The organism is Mesorhizobium sp. CA8 (assembly GCF_020164955.1).
Taxonomy (GTDB): Bacteria; Pseudomonadota; Alphaproteobacteria; order Rhizobiales; family Rhizobiaceae; genus Mesorhizobium.
The window spans coordinates 25,649-45,515 of record NZ_JAIUHG010000023.1 but is presented as its reverse complement, the minus strand read 5'-3'; the positions used below and the strand labels follow the sequence as shown (position 1 = coordinate 45,515).

Genomic DNA, 19,867 nt, shown 5'->3' with positions numbered 1-19,867 from the left:
TACTGAATATTTCACAGGCCGAGCCAGTCGAACCAGCCGCCCTTCTTGCCTTCGGCCTGCGCCTTGAGACGGCGCTCCTTCTTGTACTCGTCTTCGCCGAGCTCGTTTTGCGGCGCGGTGGCGGCCGCCTGGCGATAAGCAAGCGGCGGCTCGCTCAGATATTTGCGAGTGGTCGGATCGCCCTGCTTCTGTTCGGCGAGCCGGCGCTGAACCTCGGCGCGGCGCGTGGCGCTGGAATCGTCCGGCGACCAGCGCGGCGGATGGCTGGAACCCGACTCCGCCATCGCCTTCTTCACCGCTTCGGGATCAGTCTGCACGTCCTCGGCCGCTTCAGGCTGGTAATTCGGATCGTTCTGATGCGCGGTTGCGTCGGCGCGGATGCGGGCGCGGCGCGCCTCCGGCGATTCGGGCCAGTCGGCGCTCGCCGTCTGGATGCTCTGCTGCGGCGCCGGCAGGCTTTCCTTCTGCCCAGGAGCTGGCTTCACCAGTTCAGGACGCGGCTTGTAGTCGATCGGATCGCGACGCTTCGGCGTGATCGCGGCAGCGCCGGAAACATCGTCGAACAGCTGCGCGGCCGCGGTCTTGCCGGTCCCGTAGGTGGGCGAGCTCACGCAGCCGGACATTGCGATGGCCGATACCACAAGCGGCGCCATCAGCGCGGCGCGCGCAAACGTTCTGTCGGTCATGCCAAAAAGTCCCACTCTAACAGCCTTTCGGTCGCCACCGGCCAACGGCACGGTCCCCTTGTTCCCCGCACTTGCGACGGAATTCCGGCGACAATTTGTCTGCCGGATTGTCGCGTGTTTACCTCAACCACTTATTAAGGGCAACGCGCGGGCGGCGATTGGCCGCCCGGCGTGGTACTTTTGCACTGGATCCCAAAACCGCTGCGCACGCTCGGGACAAGCCCGAGCGCATGCTTTGGGCGACATGCGCTAAACCCGCCCAAGCCCCTTCAGCTCGTGCAGCACGGCCGCATCGCGGGCCGAAACGTCCGGGAATTCCGGGTCCTGGCCGACATCGGCGGTGTAGCGCCAGGAGCGCGCGCATTTGACCAGACCGCGATCCTCGGCTTTCTCCACCACCACCGCCACGCCCTTGACGTCGTCGAGCGTGAAGGCGCCTCCCGGCGCCTTGCCGCGACTGATGACGAGTTCGCTGGTGATCGCCATCTCGGCCATGTCGACATCGGCGATCGCCGCCTCCAGCGCGGCGTCGTCGATGGTGACCACCGGCACGGCCTCGAGCGAAGAACCGATCAGCTTCTCAGCGCGCGCGATCTCCAGCGCGCCGGTGACGACGCGGCGCACCTGTCTCACCTTGCGCCATTTCTCGGCCAGCGCCTCGTCGCGCCAGTTCTGCGGGATCGCCGGGAACTGATCGAGATGCACCGAGGCGGCTTCCGGATGGCGGTCGAGCCAGGCTTCCTCGGTGGTGAAGGGCAGCATCGGCGCCAGCCATTTCACCAGGCATTCGAAGAGATGGCGCACCACCTGCACGGCCGCCCTGCGGCGCAGGCTCGACGGGCCGTCGCAGTAAAGCGCGTCCTTGCGGATGTCGAAATAGAATGCCGAAAGCTCCACCACCATGAAGTCGAGCAGCGTGCGGGTGATGCGCTTGAACTCGAACGCGTCGTAACCCTGGCGCACCACCTCGTCCAGCTCCGACAGCCGGTGCAGCATCAGCCGCTCCAGTTCCGGCATGGCCTCGACCGGCACATCCTGGCCGTCGTCATGGGCAAGCGTGCCCAGCATCCAGCGGATCGTGTTCCTGAGCTTGCGGTAGGCGTCGATATTGGTCTGCAGCACGTTCTTGCCGAGGCGCTGGTCCTCCCAATAGTCGGTCGTCACCACCCAGAGCCGCAGAATATCGGCGCCGGACTGCTTGATGACATCCTGCGGCACGACGGTGTTGCCGAGCGACTTCGACATCTTGCGGCCTTCCTCGTCCATGGTGAAGCCATGGGTGATGACCGTGTCGTAAGGCGCCCTGCCCCTGGTGCCGCAGCTTTCGAGCAGCGAGGAATGGAACCAGCCGCGATGCTGGTCCGAGCCTTCGAGATAGACGTCGGCCGGCCATTTGAGGTCCGGACGGTCTTCCAGCGTGAAGACATGCGTCGAGCCAGAATCGAACCAGACGTCGAGGATGTCCATCACCTGGTGCCATTTCGAGGCATCGTGATTGCCGAGGAAGCGCGCCTTGGCGCCCTCGGCGAACCAGGCGTCGGCGCCTTCCTTCTCGAAAGCGTCCATGATGCGCCGGTTGACGGCCTCGTCCTTGAGCACATTGCCGTCCTCGTCGGCGAAGACCGCGATCGGCACGCCCCAGGCGCGCTGGCGCGACAGCACCCAGTCTGGGCGCTCCTCGATCATGGCGCGGATGCGGTTCTGGCCCGCCGCCGGCACGAAGCGCGTGTCGTCGATTGCCTTCAGCGCGCGGCTGCGCAGCGTCGTGCCGTCGCCCAGGTCCTTGTCCATATAGACGAACCATTGCGGCGTGTTGCGGAAGATGACCGGCTTCTTGGAGCGCCAGGAGTGCGGATAGCTGTGCTTCAGCCGGCCGCGCGCGAAGAGCGCGTTGCGCTTGATCAACTCGTCGATGACCGCCTGGTTGGCGTTGCCCTTCTTGCCGTTGTCGTCGATGACGCGCGCCGCACCGCCCTCGCGCCCAGGGCCGAAGCCCGGCGCGTCCTTAGTGAAGAAGCCGGCATCGTCCACCGTGAAGGGGATGGCGGTGTCGAGGCCGCGCGCCCGAAGGTCAGCGGCCGCCTCCATCCAGGCATCGAAGTCCTCGCGGCCATGGCCGGGCGCGGTGTGCACGAAGCCGGTGCCGGCATCGTCGGTGACATGCTCGCCCGCAACCATCGGCACCGGGAATTCATAACCGCCGCCGAGCCCCTTGAAAGGATGCGAAAGCGTAAGCTTCCCAAGCTGTTCGGCCGAGACGCTGTGAAGCCGGTTCAGTGCGACCTTGGCCTTGGCGGCGCATTCCTCGGCCAAGGCGTCGGCAAAGATCAGCTTCTCGCCGGGCTGCGGGCCGAAGGCGTTCTCGGCCGCCGTCACCTCATAAACGCCATAGGCGATGCGCGGCGAATAGCTCACGGCGCGGTTGCCGGGGATGGTCCAGGGCGTGGTCGTCCAGATGACGACATGCGCCTCGACCAGATCGAGCGCGGTTCCATCCAGCGCCGGCGCGGCGCCGGCGACCGGCTGGGCGAGGCTCGCGACCGGAAACTTCACCCAGACCGTGTCGCTCTCATAGTCCTGATATTCGACCTCGGCCTCGGCGAGCGCGGTGCGCTCGACCACGCTCCACATCACCGGCTTCGAACCGCGGTAGAGCTGGCCGGACATGGCGAATTTCAACAGCTCGCCGGCGATGCGCGACTCGGCATGGTAAGCCATGGTCGTATAGGGATTGTCGAAATCGCCGATGACGCCGAGGCGCTGGAACTCGCCGCCCTGGACCTTGATCCAATGAGCCGCGAAGTCGCGGCATTCCTTGCGGAACTCGTTGACCGGCACCTCGTCCTTGTTCTTGCCCTTGGCGCGGTACTGCTCCTCGATCTTCCATTCGATCGGCAGGCCGTGGCAGTCCCAGCCCGGCACGTAGTTGGCGTCGTAGCCGCGCATCTGGAAGGAGCGGTTGATGACATCCTTGAGGATCTTGTTCAGCGCATGGCCGATATGGATGTTGCCGTTGGCGTAGGGCGGACCGTCATGCAGCACGAATTTCTGTCGGCCGGCGGCCTCCTTGCGCAGCTTTTTGTAAAGATCCATGTCCTGCCAGCGCTTGACCAGGCCTGGTTCCTTCTCGGGCAGCCCGGCGCGCATGGGGAAATCCGTCTGCGGCAAATAGAGCGTTTTGGAATAGTCGATCGTTTCAACGGTGTCGGTCATTGATCTGCCATCTCAGGGTACCCGACGACAAAAGCCGGGCGTCAAGTCTTGCTTTGACGCATATCGTTTTCCCGAAACGGAAGCCACCTTCGGGCGATATGCGTTGATGTTCATGAAAAAACGCGAGGGGCGCGCGCGAAAACTCCCGGCGGCTCCAGCGGCGCTCAGGCCGCCCGGAACACCGGGCCCGTAATTCGTATCGCGATCGCGAAAAGGCGCGAAAAGCTCGTCATGGCGTGGCTTTTAGCGGATGGCGCGGCAGGAATAAAGCGCGGATTTGAAGGCATGAGGCCGCTTTCGCGACCTACATCGTGAAATTGAAGCGGTAAGAGGTCGAGACACCGAAGGTCCACTGGTTGCGGTCGCCCCGTTCCTTGACCAGGCTGGAATCGGCAGCCGGCCCCATCAGGCGCGAATATTCGGTGAAGACGCTCGCCGTCATCGGCTCGGTCACCTTCCAGGTGATCGCGCCGCCGAGGCCTGTCGACTTCACGCCGCCGCCCGGATGATACTCGCTCAAGCCCGAAGCTGCCGCTTCCTTGGCGTTGACGCCGTAATAAGCATCGAAATAGTCGGACGAGGCGAAGGAGACGCGCGGGCCGCCGGAAATGCGGATGGTCGGCGTGACGTCGTAGAAGGCGTCGGCCGCGATGTCCGCGACGAAACCGTTATGGGCTCGAATGCCGTGCCGCAGCTCCGCCCGTGCCCTCACCCAATCCAGCGGATAGAATTCGAAGAAGCCACCCGCCTCGCCGCCCCAGCGCACCGGATCGAGGCCTTTCAGTTCGTCGTCGCTCTCGCGCGCGAATAGGAACTTACCGGTCAGGCCGGCGCGAACGGAACCGTCATCGATCAGCGCCAGCGAGATGTTGTCGTTGCGCGAGGCAAAGCGCGCCTCGGGGCCGACCTTTCCGAGCGAGATGATCGGCTGGGCGCTGAGCATGTATTTCTTGCCGCCCTCGAAGTTCGGCGCGACGAGCCCCGTGGCGCCGAGTGTGAGATACCAGTCGCCGGATATCCAGCCGCCTTCGCCCGCCTGAGCGACAGTCGCGGCGAGCAGGCTCATGGCGACGGCCAGAGGAATCTTCCCGACAATACGCATCGTCACCCCTTACGCGGAACGCGCCGGCAGCACCACTCGCCAGCGCTCAAGCCATGCCGTGCATTCGGTAAAATTTGACTTAAAATCCGCAACGTGGACGGCAGCTGCGAGATATGAGAACGGCTACCGGATCAGGTGCTGCGCGGCGCGACCGGAAGGTCCAGCAGCCCCGCCACGGCCTTGGTGCCTTTTCCGCCAATACGCACATTGCCGTCGTCGCCCACCTCCACCGTGGCACCGTTGGCGAAGCTCAGTGACCAGCCGTCGTTCCTGACGTTGCGCCGGCGGTCGGTGAGTTCGATGCCGCCGGCGGTGACCAGCGCGACAATCCTGTCAGCGTCCATCCTCGACCTCCGGATGCGGGCCATCAATTCAGCTCGAGCCCGCCGGTAAGGTCGCCGAGCGTTGGCTCGCCATGCGCCGCAACGGCTCGGTCGCGAACCACTATGCCGTGCAGCACGGGCAATTCGAAGCGCTCGGTAATGAAGCGAAGGATCGAGGTCGTGTCATAGGGCGTATGATCGACATAGCCGTGTTTGGCGAAGGGCGAAACGATGATTGCCGGGATGCGCGTGCCCGGGCCCCAGCGATCGCCCTTGGGCGGCGCGACATGGTCCCAGATGCCGCCATTCTCGTCATACGTGATGACGACCAGCATATGCGGCCATTGCGGGCTCTTCTCCAGATGCGCGATGACATCGGCGATATGGCGGTCGCCGGCCTGGATGTCGGCATAGCCGGAATGCTCGTTGAGATTGCCCTGGGGCTTGTAGAAAGAAACCTGCGGCAGGACGCCATCGTCGATCGCCTGGATGAAGCTCACGCCGCCCAGTCCGGCATCGCGCAGATGTTCACGCCTGGCTTCAGTGCCCGGCGCGAAGTTGGCGTAATAGTTGAACGGCTGGTGGTGGTACTGAAAATTCGGGATCGGCGTGTGGTTGCCGTGTTCAAGCGTGTATTGCCAGGCACCCGAATACCAGGCCCAGCTGACGTGCTTGAGGCTCAGCATGTCGCCGATGGTCGGCTCGGTCTGCGGTGGCAGGGTCGTCGGCTTGGCCGGATCCGCCAGGCGCGGATCGCCGCCCGGCGCCGGATCGTTGCCGCTGGGCTGGTAAGGCGGCTGCATCGTGTTCACCGCGTAGAAATCCGGCGTCAGATTGCCATCGGAAACGAATTTCGGGATGCCGTCGCGCGCCGATTTCGGTGAATTGTCGGCGAGCTTCAGCGCCGTGCCGCTATCGTCCGTCACCGCGATCGATGGCTTGGCCGTGCTTTTGTCGGCATTTGCGTAGTAAGGCGCGCAGGCGCAGATCAGCCACTGATGGTTGAAAAAAGAGCCGCCGAAGCCACCCATGAAGAAATGATCGGCCAGAACGTACTTCTGCGCAACGGCCCACATATCCCCCTTGGAGATGTCCCAATTGCTCATCGGCATGGCGCCTGAATCGCCCCAGGCGACGAACATGTCATTCTTGCCGCCGTTGATCTGCATCTGGTTCTGGTAATAGCGGTGCCAGAGATCGTGCGTTGTGGCGTTGAGCGGGACGTTGAAACCTTTCGCGTCGTTCACGGTGAACGGCGCGTTCGGAAGGTGCTCCGTCATCGCCTGCGTCACCGGCGGCGTGACGCCCTTGGCAGTCAGCCCGTCCCATACCGGCGGAAGCTCGGAGAGCACCGAACCGTCACGGTCACGCTGCTCAAGACTTTCCTTGCTAGCCTTGTCGATGCCCTCGGCACCGGGAAAATGGCCGTAAAGATTGTCGAAGGCGCGGTTCTCCGCGAAGATGACAACCACCGTTTCTATTTTTGGCATGCCGTCCGGGGGATCGCCGGGCTGGGCTGCGGAAGCGGACGCTGAAGCGGCAGCGCACAGAACGAAAGTTGAGGAAAACAGGGCAATCCCAGAGGAGCGCGTCATCACCGTACCTCACAGTCGTGCAAAACAGGATGACACCAGCTTCGGCGTATCTTTGCAATAGCAGCGAAGGATCGCGGTGCCATTTGGGGATACCTTCGCAACGACAGGATGCGCCGGCCACATGTGGAGAGAAGTCCGACACGGCGGGGCCATGACGGGCCCGATCGGCCGGCGGCGATCGTCCTTACGTGATGATGCTCTTCAGCGGCAGGGCCTTTGGCAAACGGTAACCGCTTGCCTAGATTTCATGCTACGGCGCGCCGGTTGTGGCGCGACGTCTCTATCAGGTCACAGGCCGTTTCCAATCCGCCGGTAAGCGAGTTTGACGCGCCGTAGGCAATGGCCGCCTCGCGCCATTGCGCACGGACCGCCGGATCGCCGGCTTTCCGGATCGCCTGCTGCCAGATTTCGGGATCGTCGCGATTGGCCACGACCAGTCCAGCCCCGCTGGCCTCGACATATTTTGCATATCCGCAAGCGTCCGAGGCGATGACCGGCAGGCCATTCGCGAGCGCCTCGAGGATCACCGTGCCGGTATTTTCCAGGCGAGCCGCATGGAGCATGAAATCGCTCACAACCACGATCGCCGGAATATCTTCCTGGATACCCAAGAGCGTAACCCGTTCCGACATGCCGGATTTGGCAATCAGGCCGCGAAGCCGCGTCTCTTCCTCGCTGTTCTTTCGAAGGCCGGCAATCAGCCAATGGATGCCCGGAAACGGCTGAAGAGCCTTTACCGCCCGGTCGAGACCCTTCACCTTCAATCGATTGGCGATGGTCAAGGCGATGACCGCCTCGCGGGGAAGCCCGAAACGATCGCGGATCTCATTGCGGTCGACAGTCAGCAGGTCCGGCCTGCGGCGTTTCGGATCGAGCGTCGGCCCGACGACGTGAACGCGCGATTCCTCGGTTCGCCAAAAGCCGCGGTAAAGCGCTGCCTGCTGTTCGCTGAGCGCTATGATCTGCGCGGCGTTGCCGGGGGCAAAGATCATCGATTCGAGGTTCTGCTGGCGCATGAAGCGGGGGGAAAACGGCCGCCACCATCCGAGCTTCGACGCAAAATAAGGCGGGTCGCCGGCATAGTAGATATCCAGGCCGGCCATTTTGTTGAAACCGACCACGCAGTCGAAGTCGCGCCTGGCCGCCAACACGGTCCTTCCCAGCGCATATTCGGTACCAGGGTTGGAGAGAACCCGTACCGCATGGACTTTTATGGTCGCCGAACTCTCGACATGACCGACCTGGCGTGTCGTCAGGATCGTCACGCTATGGCCGCGCTCCACCAGTCGGTCACTGATATTCAGACAATCTCTCTGCAGACCCCCGTTCATAAAGAGGGCAGAGATTGCACAACAGATTCTCATCACATTTTCCGGAGCGCCGCCTTACCCCCAAGATCGACCGAGAGAGACTCCGGGTGCGCCCCAGACTTCCCCATTCAAACAAACACGGCCGGCGCTCAAATGTTGGTCGTGTTGAAATCACGAATATGCTGTATATAGCCGGTTATCAAGAGACTTGGATGCTTTCGGGTTCAAGCTTTTTCCCAAAAGAACCCTGCTGGAGCGCGCCCATGAAAATTCCACAGGGCGATCGCGGCTGCCAAGCCGGCCCCGGCGGAAAGCCGCGATAGCCGTGCCGAAGGCCCTACGCGAATATGACTGGCGGCAGTGGCTGAGGCTGCAGCCGCTGCTGCATGCCATCAAAACTGCCCGTTACCGGAGAATCGACCGGAGCTTTGTGCGTCAGCCGGCCACGGGTGGCGATATCCGTGATATCCGTGCCGCCGTCCGAGGCCGCCATGTCCTGCTGACGGTCGCCTTTGGCGATGCCCAATGCCTGGAGCTGCAATTGCGGCTGACGGGAGAACTTGTTCGCCACGATCTCCACATCGTCGCCGACAACAGCATCAGCGAGGCTTCCGCAGACGACAACAGGCGGGTTTGCGCGGACCATGGCGCCGTCTATATCAGGCTGCCAGCCAATCCGTGGACTGTGAAAAACCCGAGCCGGTCGCACAGCGCGGCGCTCAACTGGATGTGGCACAATGTCCTGAAGCCTGCTGCACCGGCCGCGTTCGGATTCCTGGACCAGGATCTTTTCCCGACGCAGGCATGCGACCCCTTCGAACCTCTTGAGGCCACGGCTTTTTACGGCGATCTGCGCTGGGCAGGCGCGCGATGGTATTTGTGGGCCGGCTATTGTTTCTTTCGATTTGACGCCGTCGGCCGCGAGCCTCTGGACTTCGCGCTCGACTGGTTCGCCGGCCTCGACACCGGCGGAGCCAATTGGGAGGTGCTCTATCGGGATGCGGACCCGAACACGGTGCCGCAACGGCCAATAACTGCATTCGCCGCCTTGCCGGGGATTGAGCTCAGACGGGCCTATTGCGAATGGCGGGGTAGCTGGCTTCATGAAGTCGGCCTCGACGGCGACCCGTCGTTGAAGGCGAAAAAGCGTGAAGCGGTCCTGCGGCTGCTCGCCCCCGCCCTTGAGGTCTCGCTCGGATCAGCCAGACAAAGAAATTGACAGTCGACAGATCGATGGAACTTTGGAATGGAATTTTGAGATCAGGCTGCCGACACCCGGCAATTTAACGGCCATCCTATCCCGGCCGGCTATCGCAAGGACCATTCTATTGCCGACAGTAAGCGTAATCATTCCGGTGCGAGACGGCGCACAATATGTCGGCGAGGCCCTGCAAAGCATCCTGGACCAGGATCTGGCGGATCTTGAGGTCATCGTCGTCGACGATGGATCTTGCGATGACAGCGCCGCGATCGCAACGTCGATCAGCGACCGTGATGGCCGCGTCAAGGTTGTCGCCAACCGCGGCAAAGGGATCGTCGATGCGCTGAACATGGGGATTTCGCTCGCACGGGCCCCTCTTGTGGCGCGCATGGATTGCGACGACGTCTCGCTGCCCGACAGGTTGCGCCTGCAGGTGGCGTGTTTCGAGGCGGATCCCGATTTGCAGTTGCTCGGTACGGCGGGACTGCAGATCGACCGGGACGGAAAGCTGCTGAGGCCGATCGACGTCCCCACCGGCAAGGGCCCGTTGCGGGACGCGCTTGCCAGGTATAATCCCATGCTTCATCCGACGGTGATGTTCCGGACCGAGGCGGTCCGGCGCGCGGGAGGCTACCGTCACGCCTTCACCTATGCCGAAGACTACGATCTATGGCTGCGGCTTTCCGAGACGGGAAAACTGGCCAATATGGAAGTGCCGCTGGTGAAGCTGAGATCGCATCCGGGACAAGTATCGCGCATGAAGCAGGACCAGCAAAAGGCGGCCGCGGCACTGGCCAGGCAGTCGGCGCTGTTGCGTCGCCATCGTTCCGAGCCGTTCGACGCGAACGGCCAGCCCGCGCAGGCCATTGCAGGTTTTCTGGCATGGCGGGCCGCCACGGGGGTCGGCGTCTCCAGCCTGGAAAGACGCGACATCGAGTTGCTGTTGCGAACCGCGGGCATACCCATGGCCGTCACGTGCAAGCTGCTGTTCCTCGCGGCTGTCGGCGCCCCCTCTTTCAGGACGCTCGCACTCGGACCTCGACTGGCCTGGCGCAGGATGATCGCGCGCCCTGCAAAGATGCGGCCGAACTGATGCGGCCCGGCTGATGCGGCTTGTCGTCGATCTCACGAGCATGGCGCGCTGGCTCGGCCCTCCGGTCGGCCTGGTCCGCGTGCAGCGGCACTACACCGCGGCCGCGTTCAAGGCCGCCGAGGTGGCGTTCACCGTGTTCGACCCGATCGAGCGGGTCCTCAGGCAGGTTTCGCCGCAGATGGCGGCAGAAATCATCGCCGGCGACATCTCGTGCGACATGAGTTTCTATCCCGACCCGGCGCGCATCAAGATGCGGTTTTACGATCGCTGGCCGAACCGGGCGCGGCGATTGCTGATGGCGATCATAAAACCGCGCCGTGTCCTGATAACGGAAATCGGCGCGTTCGGCCGGCGCAATCCCGGCAGCCCTTTTCTTGGTTTCCTTAAGCGGATCGAAAACCGGCTGATGAAGGAAAACGAGCGGCGGCAAGTCGCTCGCGAGGACGGTTCGCGCACCCGGATCGTCCCACTCCGGACGGTGGCCGGCGACAAATACAATCTTTCGCCCGGCGACCATCTGCTCCTGATGAACAGCGACTGGGTGCATACCGATGTCGCAGTCATATCGCGCGAGGCGCGCTCCGCCGGGGCAAAGCTCATCGTGCTCTTGAACGACATCATTCCGATCCAGTTTCCCGAATGGTACAAGCCGCACGACGTCAAGAGATTCACGGACTATGTGAAGCTGGCGATCAGGCTGGCAGACCGCTTCATCCTGACTTCGAGGCGCGTCACCACCGATGTCGAGGAATATGCCGCCAAGCTCGGCATCCACCTGCCGGAACTGAGACTTGTCCCTCTCGGCTGCGACAGCGCCCGCAAGTCGAAGGCGGACGGCCGCCTGCCGGACGGGCTCGAGACGGATCGCTATATCCTCTTTGTTTCCACCATCGAACCGCGCAAGAACCATTCGCTGCTCATGGATGTCTGGCGGCGCCTCGTCCTTGACGGAACGGTCGCGCGCAGCGGCACGAAGCTGATTTTCGTCGGCCGCAGCGGCTGGATGGTCGATGAAGTCCTGGCGAAGCTTCACAGCCATCCCGACTATGGCAGTAGCCTTGTCCATCTCGACAATGTCGATGACGCAACATTGTCCCTTCTTTACCGCAACAGCGCGTTCTGCGTGTACCCCTCGTTCTATGAAGGATATGGGCTGCCGCCCGTCGAGGCACTGGCCTACGGAAAGGCGCTGATCGCCTCTACGGGCGGAGCCATCGCCGAAGTCGTCGGCTCGTCGGGTCTCTGTCTTGAACCGCTCGACGTCGAAGGATGGGAAAACGCCATGCGGGGGTGGATCATCTCGCCCGCGGCCCGTGCTCCGTACGAGGCGAAGGCCGCAGAATTCGTGGCGCGAAGCTGGGAGCAGGCCGGACGGGAGACGCTGGAGGCGACGCTTGCGCCATTCGCGGACAAAACCCGGCCGCCGCGAGGATGACCGCCTTGCGGTCGGAGACGGCCGGCCGCAAGGCGGACCGGCGCCTGTTGCTGGACGGACAATACCATTGGGTTTAGCTTCCTCTCGCCGCACAACCGGTGGTGAATTTCGAGGGAGATGAAGCCATGACTCTGCCAAGCGATGCACTCAGAGACGCAATCGGCCAGACGCGGGACAAATGGGGATGGTTCGTGGCGCTCGGCGTGTTGCTGCTCATCTTCGGCGGCATCGCCTTCGGCAATCTTTTCATCGCTACCGTCGCCTCGGTCTACGTCGTCGGCTGGCTGATGCTGATGGCCGGCGTCATCGAGATCATCCATGCCTTCGGGGTCAAGACCTGGGGACGTTTCTTCTACTGGCTGCTGAGCGGGCTGCTCTACGCCGTCGCCGGCTTTTTCGCCTTCGACAACCCGTTGCTCGCCTCGGCGGTGCTGACGCTGCTGCTGGCCATCGCGCTCGTCGCTTCGGGGCTTCTGCGGTCCTGGGTGGCCTTCAGTCACCGGCCGCAGCAAGGCTGGGGATGGCTGCTCGCGGCCGGCATCATCACCATTCTGCTCGGCCTGATGATCGCCCTGGGCTGGCCGGTGAACAGCCTCTGGGTGCTGGGCCTATTCCTGGCGATCGACCTGGTGTTCCAGGGCTGGAGCTTCATCGCCATCGGCCTCGCCTTGAAGCGCTAGAAGCAACAGGGCGATCTAGAAAGCGATTTCGGCGTCGAGTTGCGAGAGCGGGCGCACGCCCTTGAGCAGCGCCCTCGCCTCCGCCTCGTCGTTTTTCATCTGCGCCACCAGCGCGTCGAGACCATCGAATTTGAGCTCCGGCCGCAGGAAGCCGAAGAACGAGACCTGGCAGGTCTGGCCATAGAGATCGCCGGAAAAATCGAAGACGTATGTTTCGAGCAGCGGTGCGCCATTGTCATCGACGGTGGGCCGCCGGCCGAAGCTGGCGACACCGTCATGAAGCGTTCCATCGGCGCGGCGGAAGCGGACGGCATAAATCCCTTCCTTCAAGGCCGCTTCCGGCGAAAGCCGCATATTGGCGGTCGGGAAGCCGAGGGTTCGACCAAGCCGCTGGCCGCCGATCACCTCCCCCTCGACGGTGAAACGGTAGCCGAGCAGGCCGGCGGCCTCCTCCACCTTGGCCTCGGCGAGCAGTTCGCGGATGCGGCTCGACGAAACCACCTCCGCGCCTTCGTCGCGGAAGGCGTCGACCAGCGTCACGCCGAAGCCGTGCCGTTCTCCGGCCGCCATCAGAAAGGCCGGACCGCCCTGGCGGTCCTTGCCGAAATGAAAGTCGAAACCGGTGACGGCGTGGCGGATGCCGAGGTTCTTCTCCAGCACATCGGTCACGAAAGCCTCGGGCGAGAGCGAGGCAAAATCGCGTGTGAACGGCTGCTCGACCAAAGCGGCAAAGCCAACTCCGGCGAGCAGCCGCGCCTTCATCGGCGGCGGCGTCAACACGAAGAGCGGCACCTGTGGCCGGAACACCTTGCGCGGATGCGGCTCGAAGGTGAGCACCAGGGCGGGCGCGCCGTTGCGGCGGGCTTCGCTCAGCGCACGCTCCAGGACGGACTGGTGGCCGCGATGGACACCGTCGAAATTACCGATCGCCACGACGCCGCCGCGCAGATGCGCGGGCAATGGCGAGACCGCCGAAAGATGTTCGAAGGCTTGCTTCATGTCGAGGCGTCCGTCATGGCCAGACCACCAACCTATTGCAGACGCGCAATGACGGCGACCGGCCGGTATCCGTGCTTTTCAAGGAAGCCAGCCAGCCTTTCCGGATCGGGCCGCAGCGGATCGCCATAGTCGCGAGCGTGGATGCCGCCGGAGACATAGAGCACGTCGAAGCCGTTGTCGGCCGCGCCCTTGACGTCGGTCATCATGCCGTCGCCGATGGCGAGAACCTCGCTCCGCTCGACGGCGCGGCCAAGAAGGCCGGCGACTTCCTTCATGGCGACATCGTAGATCGGCGCAAATGGCTTGCCGGCAATCAACGTGCGGCCGCCCAGTTGCGCATAGTCTCGCGCGAGCGCGCCGGCGCACCAGATGGTGCGCTCGCCGCGCTCCACCAATATATCCGGATTGGCGCAAATGAACGGCAGATTGCGGGCACGCAGCCGCTGCAGCAGCTCGGCATAGTCGGCGGGCTTCTCGACCTCGTCGTCATAGAGCCCGGTACAGACGATGCCAGAGGCCTCGAATTCCTCGACGATGTCGATATCAAGTCCGTCATAGAGCGTGAAATCCCGCTCGGGACCGATATGGAAGATCTTCCTGGGTCCTTCGACGATCAGGTCGCGGGTCACGTCGCCGGACGTTACGACCCGGTCGCAGGCATCGGCGGGAACCCCGATGATCTTCATCTGGGCGACGACGTCGGCGCTGCGACGCGGCGAATTGGTGATGAGCACGACAGGCATCTTGGCCGCGCGCGCCCTTGCAAGCGCCGCGGCGGCGGCTGGAAAATGCCATTCGCCATTGTGCACGACGCCCCAAACGTCGCACAAGATGGCGGCGTAGCGCCCCGCAAGATCGTCGAGCGAAGCGATGATGTCAGGCGAATCCGCCATGCCGTGTCCCTGATTTTTGATCCGTGGCAAGGCCGCGACAGCCGAGCCGCCGCGGCCGGTCCCGCATAACGGAAGCGCTTCATCCTGTCACGAGCTTTCCCCGTCGCCACCCCTAGGCGATGCCCAAAGCCCGCGAGCACAGGGTTAACGGCCGTCAAAAAGGTGATGCGTGGTTGATTGTTTCGCGCAAGCTGAAATTTAACGATTTATGACCATGGTATCATAGCAACTGCGACCATGGTCGTATTCCAACATGGGTCCTTGGCGGGGGTAGCACAATGATCCGCGATTTTTTTCGCGACAGGCGGGGAAACTACGCCTTAATGACGGTCATCACCATGATACCGCTGATGGGCGGCGTGGCGCTGGCGGTCGACTATACCGAACTGGTGCGGGAGCGCCAGGAGACGTTGAACGCGCTGGATGCCGCCGGCATCGCGACGGCACAGCAGATCGTCGCCGGCGCCAGCGACACCGAAGCCAAGGCGTACGCAAAAACCTTCTTCGAGGCCAATCTCAGACACGTCCTTCCGGCAAACACGACGCTGACGGTAACCCTGCCGAACAACAATGCGGGCGGCGGCACGCTGGTGCTTGAAGCGGCCTTGAAGTACCAGCCCTACTTCCTGCCGGCGGCAGTCATGCTGCTTGGCGGCACCCCGGGCCAGACGAACATCAACTTCTCGGCCAAGTCTGAAATCCGCCTCAAGAACACGCTGGAAGTGGCGCTGGTGCTCGACAATTCCGGCTCGATGACCGAGCTCGGCCACGGCTCGAACCAAGTACGGTTCGATCTTCTGAAGAGTGCCGCCAAGCAGCTGGTCGACCAGCTTGCTGGCCAGGCGCAGCTGATGAAGCAGGTTTCCAAGCCGGTTCAATTCAGCCTGGTTCCGTTCGCCGCCTCGGTCAACATCGGCCTGGCAAACAAAGATGCGGCCTGGATGGATCAAGATGGCATCTCGCCCATCCAGCACGAGAATTTCGACTGGACGACGATGACCCAGGGGAATTCGCCCTGGCCGCAGAGATATGTCGAGAAGGTCGGCAGCATCTGGTATGCGCGCGGCACGGACTGGGACGCCACCCAAAAAGACAAGCCGCTGACGCGTTTCTCACTCTACAAATGGATGCAGCGAATTTCGGCTTGCACCAAAGATTCGAACAATGTTTGCACGTCCAACATAACCTACGCGCCGATCGCTAGCTGGAGCGGCTGCGTCGAGTCGCGTCCCTATCCGTACAATATCCAGGATACGGCCGCCTCGACCTCGACGCCGGCGACGCTCTTCGTGCCGATGTTCGCGCCTGACGAGACCGACTATACGGACGGCAACGGCCGGCCGGCAAACAACAATTGGCACCTCGACGTGACGCCCAGCACCGACAGCCCGACCCGCCAGAAATTCATGCCGAAATATTTCAATTACGGGACCAAGGTGACACCCGCCTACGGCTCGAATGCCGGTCCCAACACCAGCTGCAGCACGACGGCGATCACGCCTCTGACCGATGTCTCCACCTCTGCCGGCGCCACCACGGTCAAGAACGCGATCGACGCTATGGTCGATGTCGGCGCCACCAACGTGCCGGAAGGCATGGCCTGGGGCTGGCGGACGCTTTCGAGCGCGGCCCCGTTCACCGACGGTCGGCCGGAGACCGAAAAGGGCAACGACAAGGTGCTGATCGTGCTCACTGACGGCGCCAATACCTATTACACGCCGGATTCGGTGAGTGCCCAGACGTACTCGGGCACCTACTACAGGAGCGGCGGCAACGATCTTTCCGGCAACAAAGCCATCTATTCGGCCCTCGGATATCTTGCCTATGGCAGCCAGACCAAGCCGTTCGGAAGCTCCTACACCTACGGCCGGCCATTCCTCGGCACCAGCATGAACGTCAGCAAGAGCGATTATTCGAACGCCAACTACACCAAGGCCATGAGCGAGCATCTGGCAACGCTCTGCGACAACGCCAAGGCGGCCAACATCATCGTTATGACCATCGCGCTCGACCTCGATTCAAGCAACACGGCCGAGGCGGCGCAGATGGCAGCGCTGAAGACCTGCTCGTCGTATTCGCGCTACGCTAAGGATCCAGCCGACCCGACAGGCAAGACGCCGAAGAAACTGTTCTGGAACTCGACCGGCGCCACGCTGTCGGACGACTTCAAGGCAATCGGCAACGAGCTATCGAACCTGCGCATCGTCAGCTGAACGGCACGACAGACGATCGACCACGCCCGGCCGCGAGGCGCGCGTTTTCCATCGCGCAGCATGTGTCTGGCAATGATTTGGCTAGCGGTTGGTGGAGTCGCCGTTAAGCAATCAACCCGCTAGCCAAACCGCGCCTTCAGCGCTTTGTGGAAGTGTGGCCTGACAGAAATCCGCCGGCGGAGGGGGCAAGTACAATGCGCAAATTCTGGCATCAATTCTGCCGTGACCGCCGCGGCAATTATGCGCTCATGACAGCGATCGCCATGGTGCCACTGATGGGGGCGGTGGCGATGGCCATCGATTTCAGCGAGCTCAATCGCCAGAAGCAGATGGTGCTGAACGCGCTCGACGCCGCCAATTTCGCCGCCGCGCGGCGGCTTGCCGAAGGCGCCACGGACGACCAGATCAGAGCCTACGCAGTCGACTTCTTCAACGCCAACCTCAACAACATCGACCCTGCCAACATCTCGCTCAACATCACGCTGCCGACCAACCAGGCCGGCGGCGGCTTGCTTAAAATGAGCGCGACGCTGAACTACCATCCTTACTTCTATCCATCCTCCTCGCTGCTCGTCGGCGCATCCACGATCGATGCGAACAAGCCGATCAACCTCGCCATGAACTCCCAGGTGCGGCTGAAGAACACGCTGGAAGTGGCGATGGTGCTCGACAATTCGGGTTCCATGACAACGCCCGGCACAGGCACGGGACAGAAGCGCATCGACCTGCTCAAGCAGGCCGCCAAGCAACTTGTCGATACGCTGGCGCAGCAGGCAGCGCAGATCAAGCAGATCGACAAACCGGTCCAGTTCAGCCTGGTGCCGTTCGCGGCTTCGGTCAATGTCGGGCCGAACAACGACAACGCCTCCTGGATGGACACCTACGGGCTGTCACCGATCGCCAACGAGAATTTCGACTGGTTGACGCTGAATGCTCCCACCAAATACGCTCAGAAAATCAATGGTATCTGGTATAAAAAGGGAACCGGTTGGGGCGCGGAGGAAGGGCAGATACTGACCCGTTTCGAGCTCTATCGGGATATGAGGGTCGTCACCAGCCACGAACGCATCGCCGGCAGCAAGCGCTTCGTCTGCGACGAATATCGCGACAACCACACTTGCAAGCGCAGCCACGACGAATACGACTATATCGACACCTACGGCCCATTCGCCAGTTGGCAAGGCTGTGTCGAGGTCCGGCCTTATCCGTACAATGTCGACGACACGCCGGCCTCCGGCGGGCCCAACAACACGGGCATCGGCGTCGGCGATCCGGCGACCATGTTCGTGCCCATGTTCGCGCCGGACGAACCGGGCAACCACTGGAAGGTGACGCAGGATCCGGACGAGCCGAACCCGGTCACCTATGGCGCTGCCAACAGCTGGTGGAACGACGATCCGTCGAGCACCACCGGCAAGACGCGACAATCCAACATGCCCAAGTATTTCATGCCCCGGCCGATCAATGCCCCCGTGCTGTCGAAGGGCGCCGGGCCGAATTACAGCTGCACCATCACCCCGATCACGCCGCTCACCGACGTCACGCAAACGGATGGGCTCGCGGCCATCAAAGCGGCGATCGACCTGATGCAGCCCAACGGCAACACCAATGTGCCCGAAGGCATGGCCTGGGGCTGGCGCACAGTTTCGAGCAGCCCGCCCTTCACCGAGGGGCGGCCGGAAACGGAACGCGGCAACGACAAGGTCGTCATCGTTCTCACCGACGGCGAGAACACCTATTCGACGGTCAGTTCCGACCCGGCCGGCAACAAGTCGACCTATGCCGCCTATGGCTATACCGGCGTCGGCTATAACAGCACCTCGGTCACCCGCCTGTTCGGCGGCACGTCGAGCGCCATCGGCCAGTTCAACTATTCCTCGAGCAACTACACCGCGGCGATGAACGAGCAGATGGCGAAGCTGTGCGACAACGCCAAGGCGGCCAACATCATGGTGATGACGGTAGCGCTCGACATGTCGTCTACCAGTTCAAGCGACCAGAAGGCGATGGCCGCGCTGAAGGCCTGCTCTTCCGATTCCCGCTTCCGCAAGGATCCGACCGACCCCAGCAAACCGGCCAAGCTGTTCTGGAACGCCACCGGCGCAACGCTCTCCGACAACTTCAAGGAGATTGCCAACGAGTTGTCGAATTTGCGCGTGGTTGGGTAAGGCGCACTTAGCGTTGGTTGAATAGCGCCGGCGCGAACGCTGCTAATCTTCCCCCTTGCGGGGGAGATGGCCGGCAGGCCAGAGGGGGGTGTGAAGGAACGCCAGCCCTTGTCAAATAGGCCACTGCCTAGACCGTATGAAATTATCGACGCCGGCGGGACAGCACCCCCCTCTGCCTTGCCAGGCATCTCCCCCGCAAGGGGGGAGATTGGCCGCTTCGCCGATTTCGCCAATTGTCTTCGCTGGCGCAAGCACCTCCCGCAGCAAGCTCTTGCGAATGGCGACACGTCTGGTGAATGTGCAGCTACTGCTGGGAGACTCCTATGCCCGACGCCGCCAATCATCTCACTTTCGCGCTGATCTGCCTCGGCATGGTGCTCACGCCTGGGCCGAACATGATCTACCTGATCTCGCGCTCGCTGTCGCAAGGGCCGAAAGCCGGGCTGATCTCGCTCGGCGGCGTGGCGCTGGGCTTCCTGTTCTATGTGGTCTCGGCGGCCTTCGGCATCACCGCGCTTATCTTCGCCGTGCCTTACGCTTACGACGCGCTTCGCTTCGCCGGCGCGCTCTATCTGTTGTGGCTTGCCTGGCAGGCGCTCAAGCCCGGCGGACGCTCGCCCTTCCAGGTCCGTGAGTTGCCGAGGGACAGACCGCGCAAGCTCTTCGTCATGGGGCTGATGACCAACCTGCTCAACCCGAAGGTGGCGGTGCTCTATCTGTCACTCTTGCCGCAGTTCATCAATCCGGCCAAGGGCCATGTTCTGTCGCAGCTTTTGGTGCTCGGCGTGACGCAGATCTCGATCAGCCTCACCGTCAACGCCATCATCGCGGTAACCGCCGGCTCGATCGCCGCGTTCCTCGCCGGACGGCCGTTCTGGCTGGTCGTGCAGCGCTGGATGATGGGCACGGTGCTGACGGCGCTGGCCTCGAAGATGGCGACAGAGGCGCAGCGCTGA

15 protein-coding genes are annotated in these 19,867 nt (G+C 62.8%); 7 read left to right on the top strand and 8 right to left on the bottom strand.

The window, feature by feature from the left end:
* Positions 1-11: 11 nt before the first annotated feature.
* The 6 genes from LB553_RS22605 to LB553_RS22580 all read right to left on the bottom strand — a co-directional run bounded on the left by LB553_RS22605 (position 12) and on the right by LB553_RS22580 (position 8,250).
* Positions 12-653, bottom strand: a complete 642-nt coding sequence (locus LB553_RS22605) for a hypothetical protein (RefSeq protein WP_411962115.1) — start codon at positions 651-653, stop codon at positions 12-14.
* A 282-nt stretch (positions 654-935) separates the two neighbouring features.
* On the bottom strand, positions 936-3,899 hold the full coding sequence (ileS, locus tag LB553_RS22600) for an isoleucine--tRNA ligase (protein ID WP_224516514.1): 2,964 nt from the start codon (positions 3,897-3,899) through the stop codon (positions 936-938).
* A 304-nt stretch (positions 3,900-4,203) separates the two neighbouring features.
* A complete protein-coding gene (locus LB553_RS22595) occupies positions 4,204-5,001 on the bottom strand; it encodes a MipA/OmpV family protein (RefSeq protein ID WP_224516513.1) in 798 nt (265 codons plus the stop codon).
* Positions 5,002-5,132: 131 nt separating this feature from the next.
* Complete coding sequence (locus LB553_RS22590; protein ID WP_224516512.1) at positions 5,133-5,345, bottom strand: hypothetical protein; 213 nt, start codon at positions 5,343-5,345, stop codon at positions 5,133-5,135.
* Between the two features lie 23 nt (positions 5,346-5,368).
* The gene (locus LB553_RS22585) at positions 5,369-6,919 is read right to left on the bottom strand and encodes an acid phosphatase (RefSeq protein ID WP_412033371.1); all 1,551 of its coding nucleotides are present in this window, start codon (positions 6,917-6,919) and stop codon (positions 5,369-5,371) included.
* Between the two features lie 245 nt (positions 6,920-7,164).
* The gene (locus LB553_RS22580) at positions 7,165-8,250 is read right to left on the bottom strand and encodes a glycosyltransferase family 4 protein (RefSeq protein ID WP_224516510.1); all 1,086 of its coding nucleotides are present in this window, start codon (positions 8,248-8,250) and stop codon (positions 7,165-7,167) included.
* A 187-nt stretch (positions 8,251-8,437) separates the two neighbouring features.
* Between LB553_RS22580 and LB553_RS22575 the strand changes: the two genes are divergently transcribed.
* The 4 genes from LB553_RS22575 (at position 8,438) to LB553_RS22560 (ending at position 12,638) form a co-directional block, all read left to right on the top strand.
* Positions 8,438-9,448: a hypothetical protein gene (locus LB553_RS22575; RefSeq protein WP_224516509.1), complete on the top strand. Its 1,011-nt coding sequence runs from the start codon at positions 8,438-8,440 to the stop codon at positions 9,446-9,448.
* A gap of 22 nt (positions 9,449-9,470) precedes the next feature.
* Positions 9,471-10,523 carry a glycosyltransferase gene (locus LB553_RS22570; protein ID WP_224516508.1) on the top strand — a complete coding sequence of 351 codons (1,053 nt, stop codon included), beginning with the start codon at positions 9,471-9,473 and terminating at the stop codon, positions 10,521-10,523.
* Positions 10,524-10,536: 13 nt separating this feature from the next.
* Complete coding sequence (locus tag LB553_RS22565) at positions 10,537-11,958, top strand: glycosyltransferase family 4 protein (RefSeq protein ID WP_224516507.1); 1,422 nt, start codon at positions 10,537-10,539, stop codon at positions 11,956-11,958.
* A 125-nt stretch (positions 11,959-12,083) separates the two neighbouring features.
* Entirely contained in the window at positions 12,084-12,638 is a 555-nt protein-coding gene (locus tag LB553_RS22560) for an HdeD family acid-resistance protein (protein WP_224516506.1), read from the top strand.
* A 15-nt stretch (positions 12,639-12,653) separates the two neighbouring features.
* On the opposite strand, the gene LB553_RS22555 is transcribed toward LB553_RS22560, so the two are convergent.
* Positions 12,654-13,637 carry a bifunctional riboflavin kinase/FAD synthetase gene (locus tag LB553_RS22555; RefSeq protein WP_224516505.1) on the bottom strand — a complete coding sequence of 328 codons (984 nt, stop codon included), beginning with the start codon at positions 13,635-13,637 and terminating at the stop codon, positions 12,654-12,656.
* A 32-nt stretch (positions 13,638-13,669) separates the two neighbouring features.
* On the bottom strand, positions 13,670-14,530 hold the full coding sequence (locus tag LB553_RS22550; protein ID WP_224516504.1) for a TIGR01459 family HAD-type hydrolase: 861 nt from the start codon (positions 14,528-14,530) through the stop codon (positions 13,670-13,672).
* 278 nt (positions 14,531-14,808) lie between these two features.
* Here LB553_RS22550 and LB553_RS22545 point away from each other — a divergent pair, with 278 nt between their 5' ends.
* From LB553_RS22545 to LB553_RS22535, 3 genes are all read left to right on the top strand, one after another.
* On the top strand, positions 14,809-16,743 hold the full coding sequence (locus LB553_RS22545) for a pilus assembly protein TadG-related protein (protein ID WP_224516503.1): 1,935 nt from the start codon (positions 14,809-14,811) through the stop codon (positions 16,741-16,743).
* A gap of 194 nt (positions 16,744-16,937) precedes the next feature.
* On the top strand, positions 16,938-18,911 hold the full coding sequence (locus tag LB553_RS22540) for a TadE/TadG family type IV pilus assembly protein (protein ID WP_224516502.1): 1,974 nt from the start codon (positions 16,938-16,940) through the stop codon (positions 18,909-18,911).
* A 323-nt stretch (positions 18,912-19,234) separates the two neighbouring features.
* A complete protein-coding gene (locus LB553_RS22535) occupies positions 19,235-19,867 on the top strand; it encodes a LysE family translocator (protein WP_224516501.1) in 633 nt (210 codons plus the stop codon).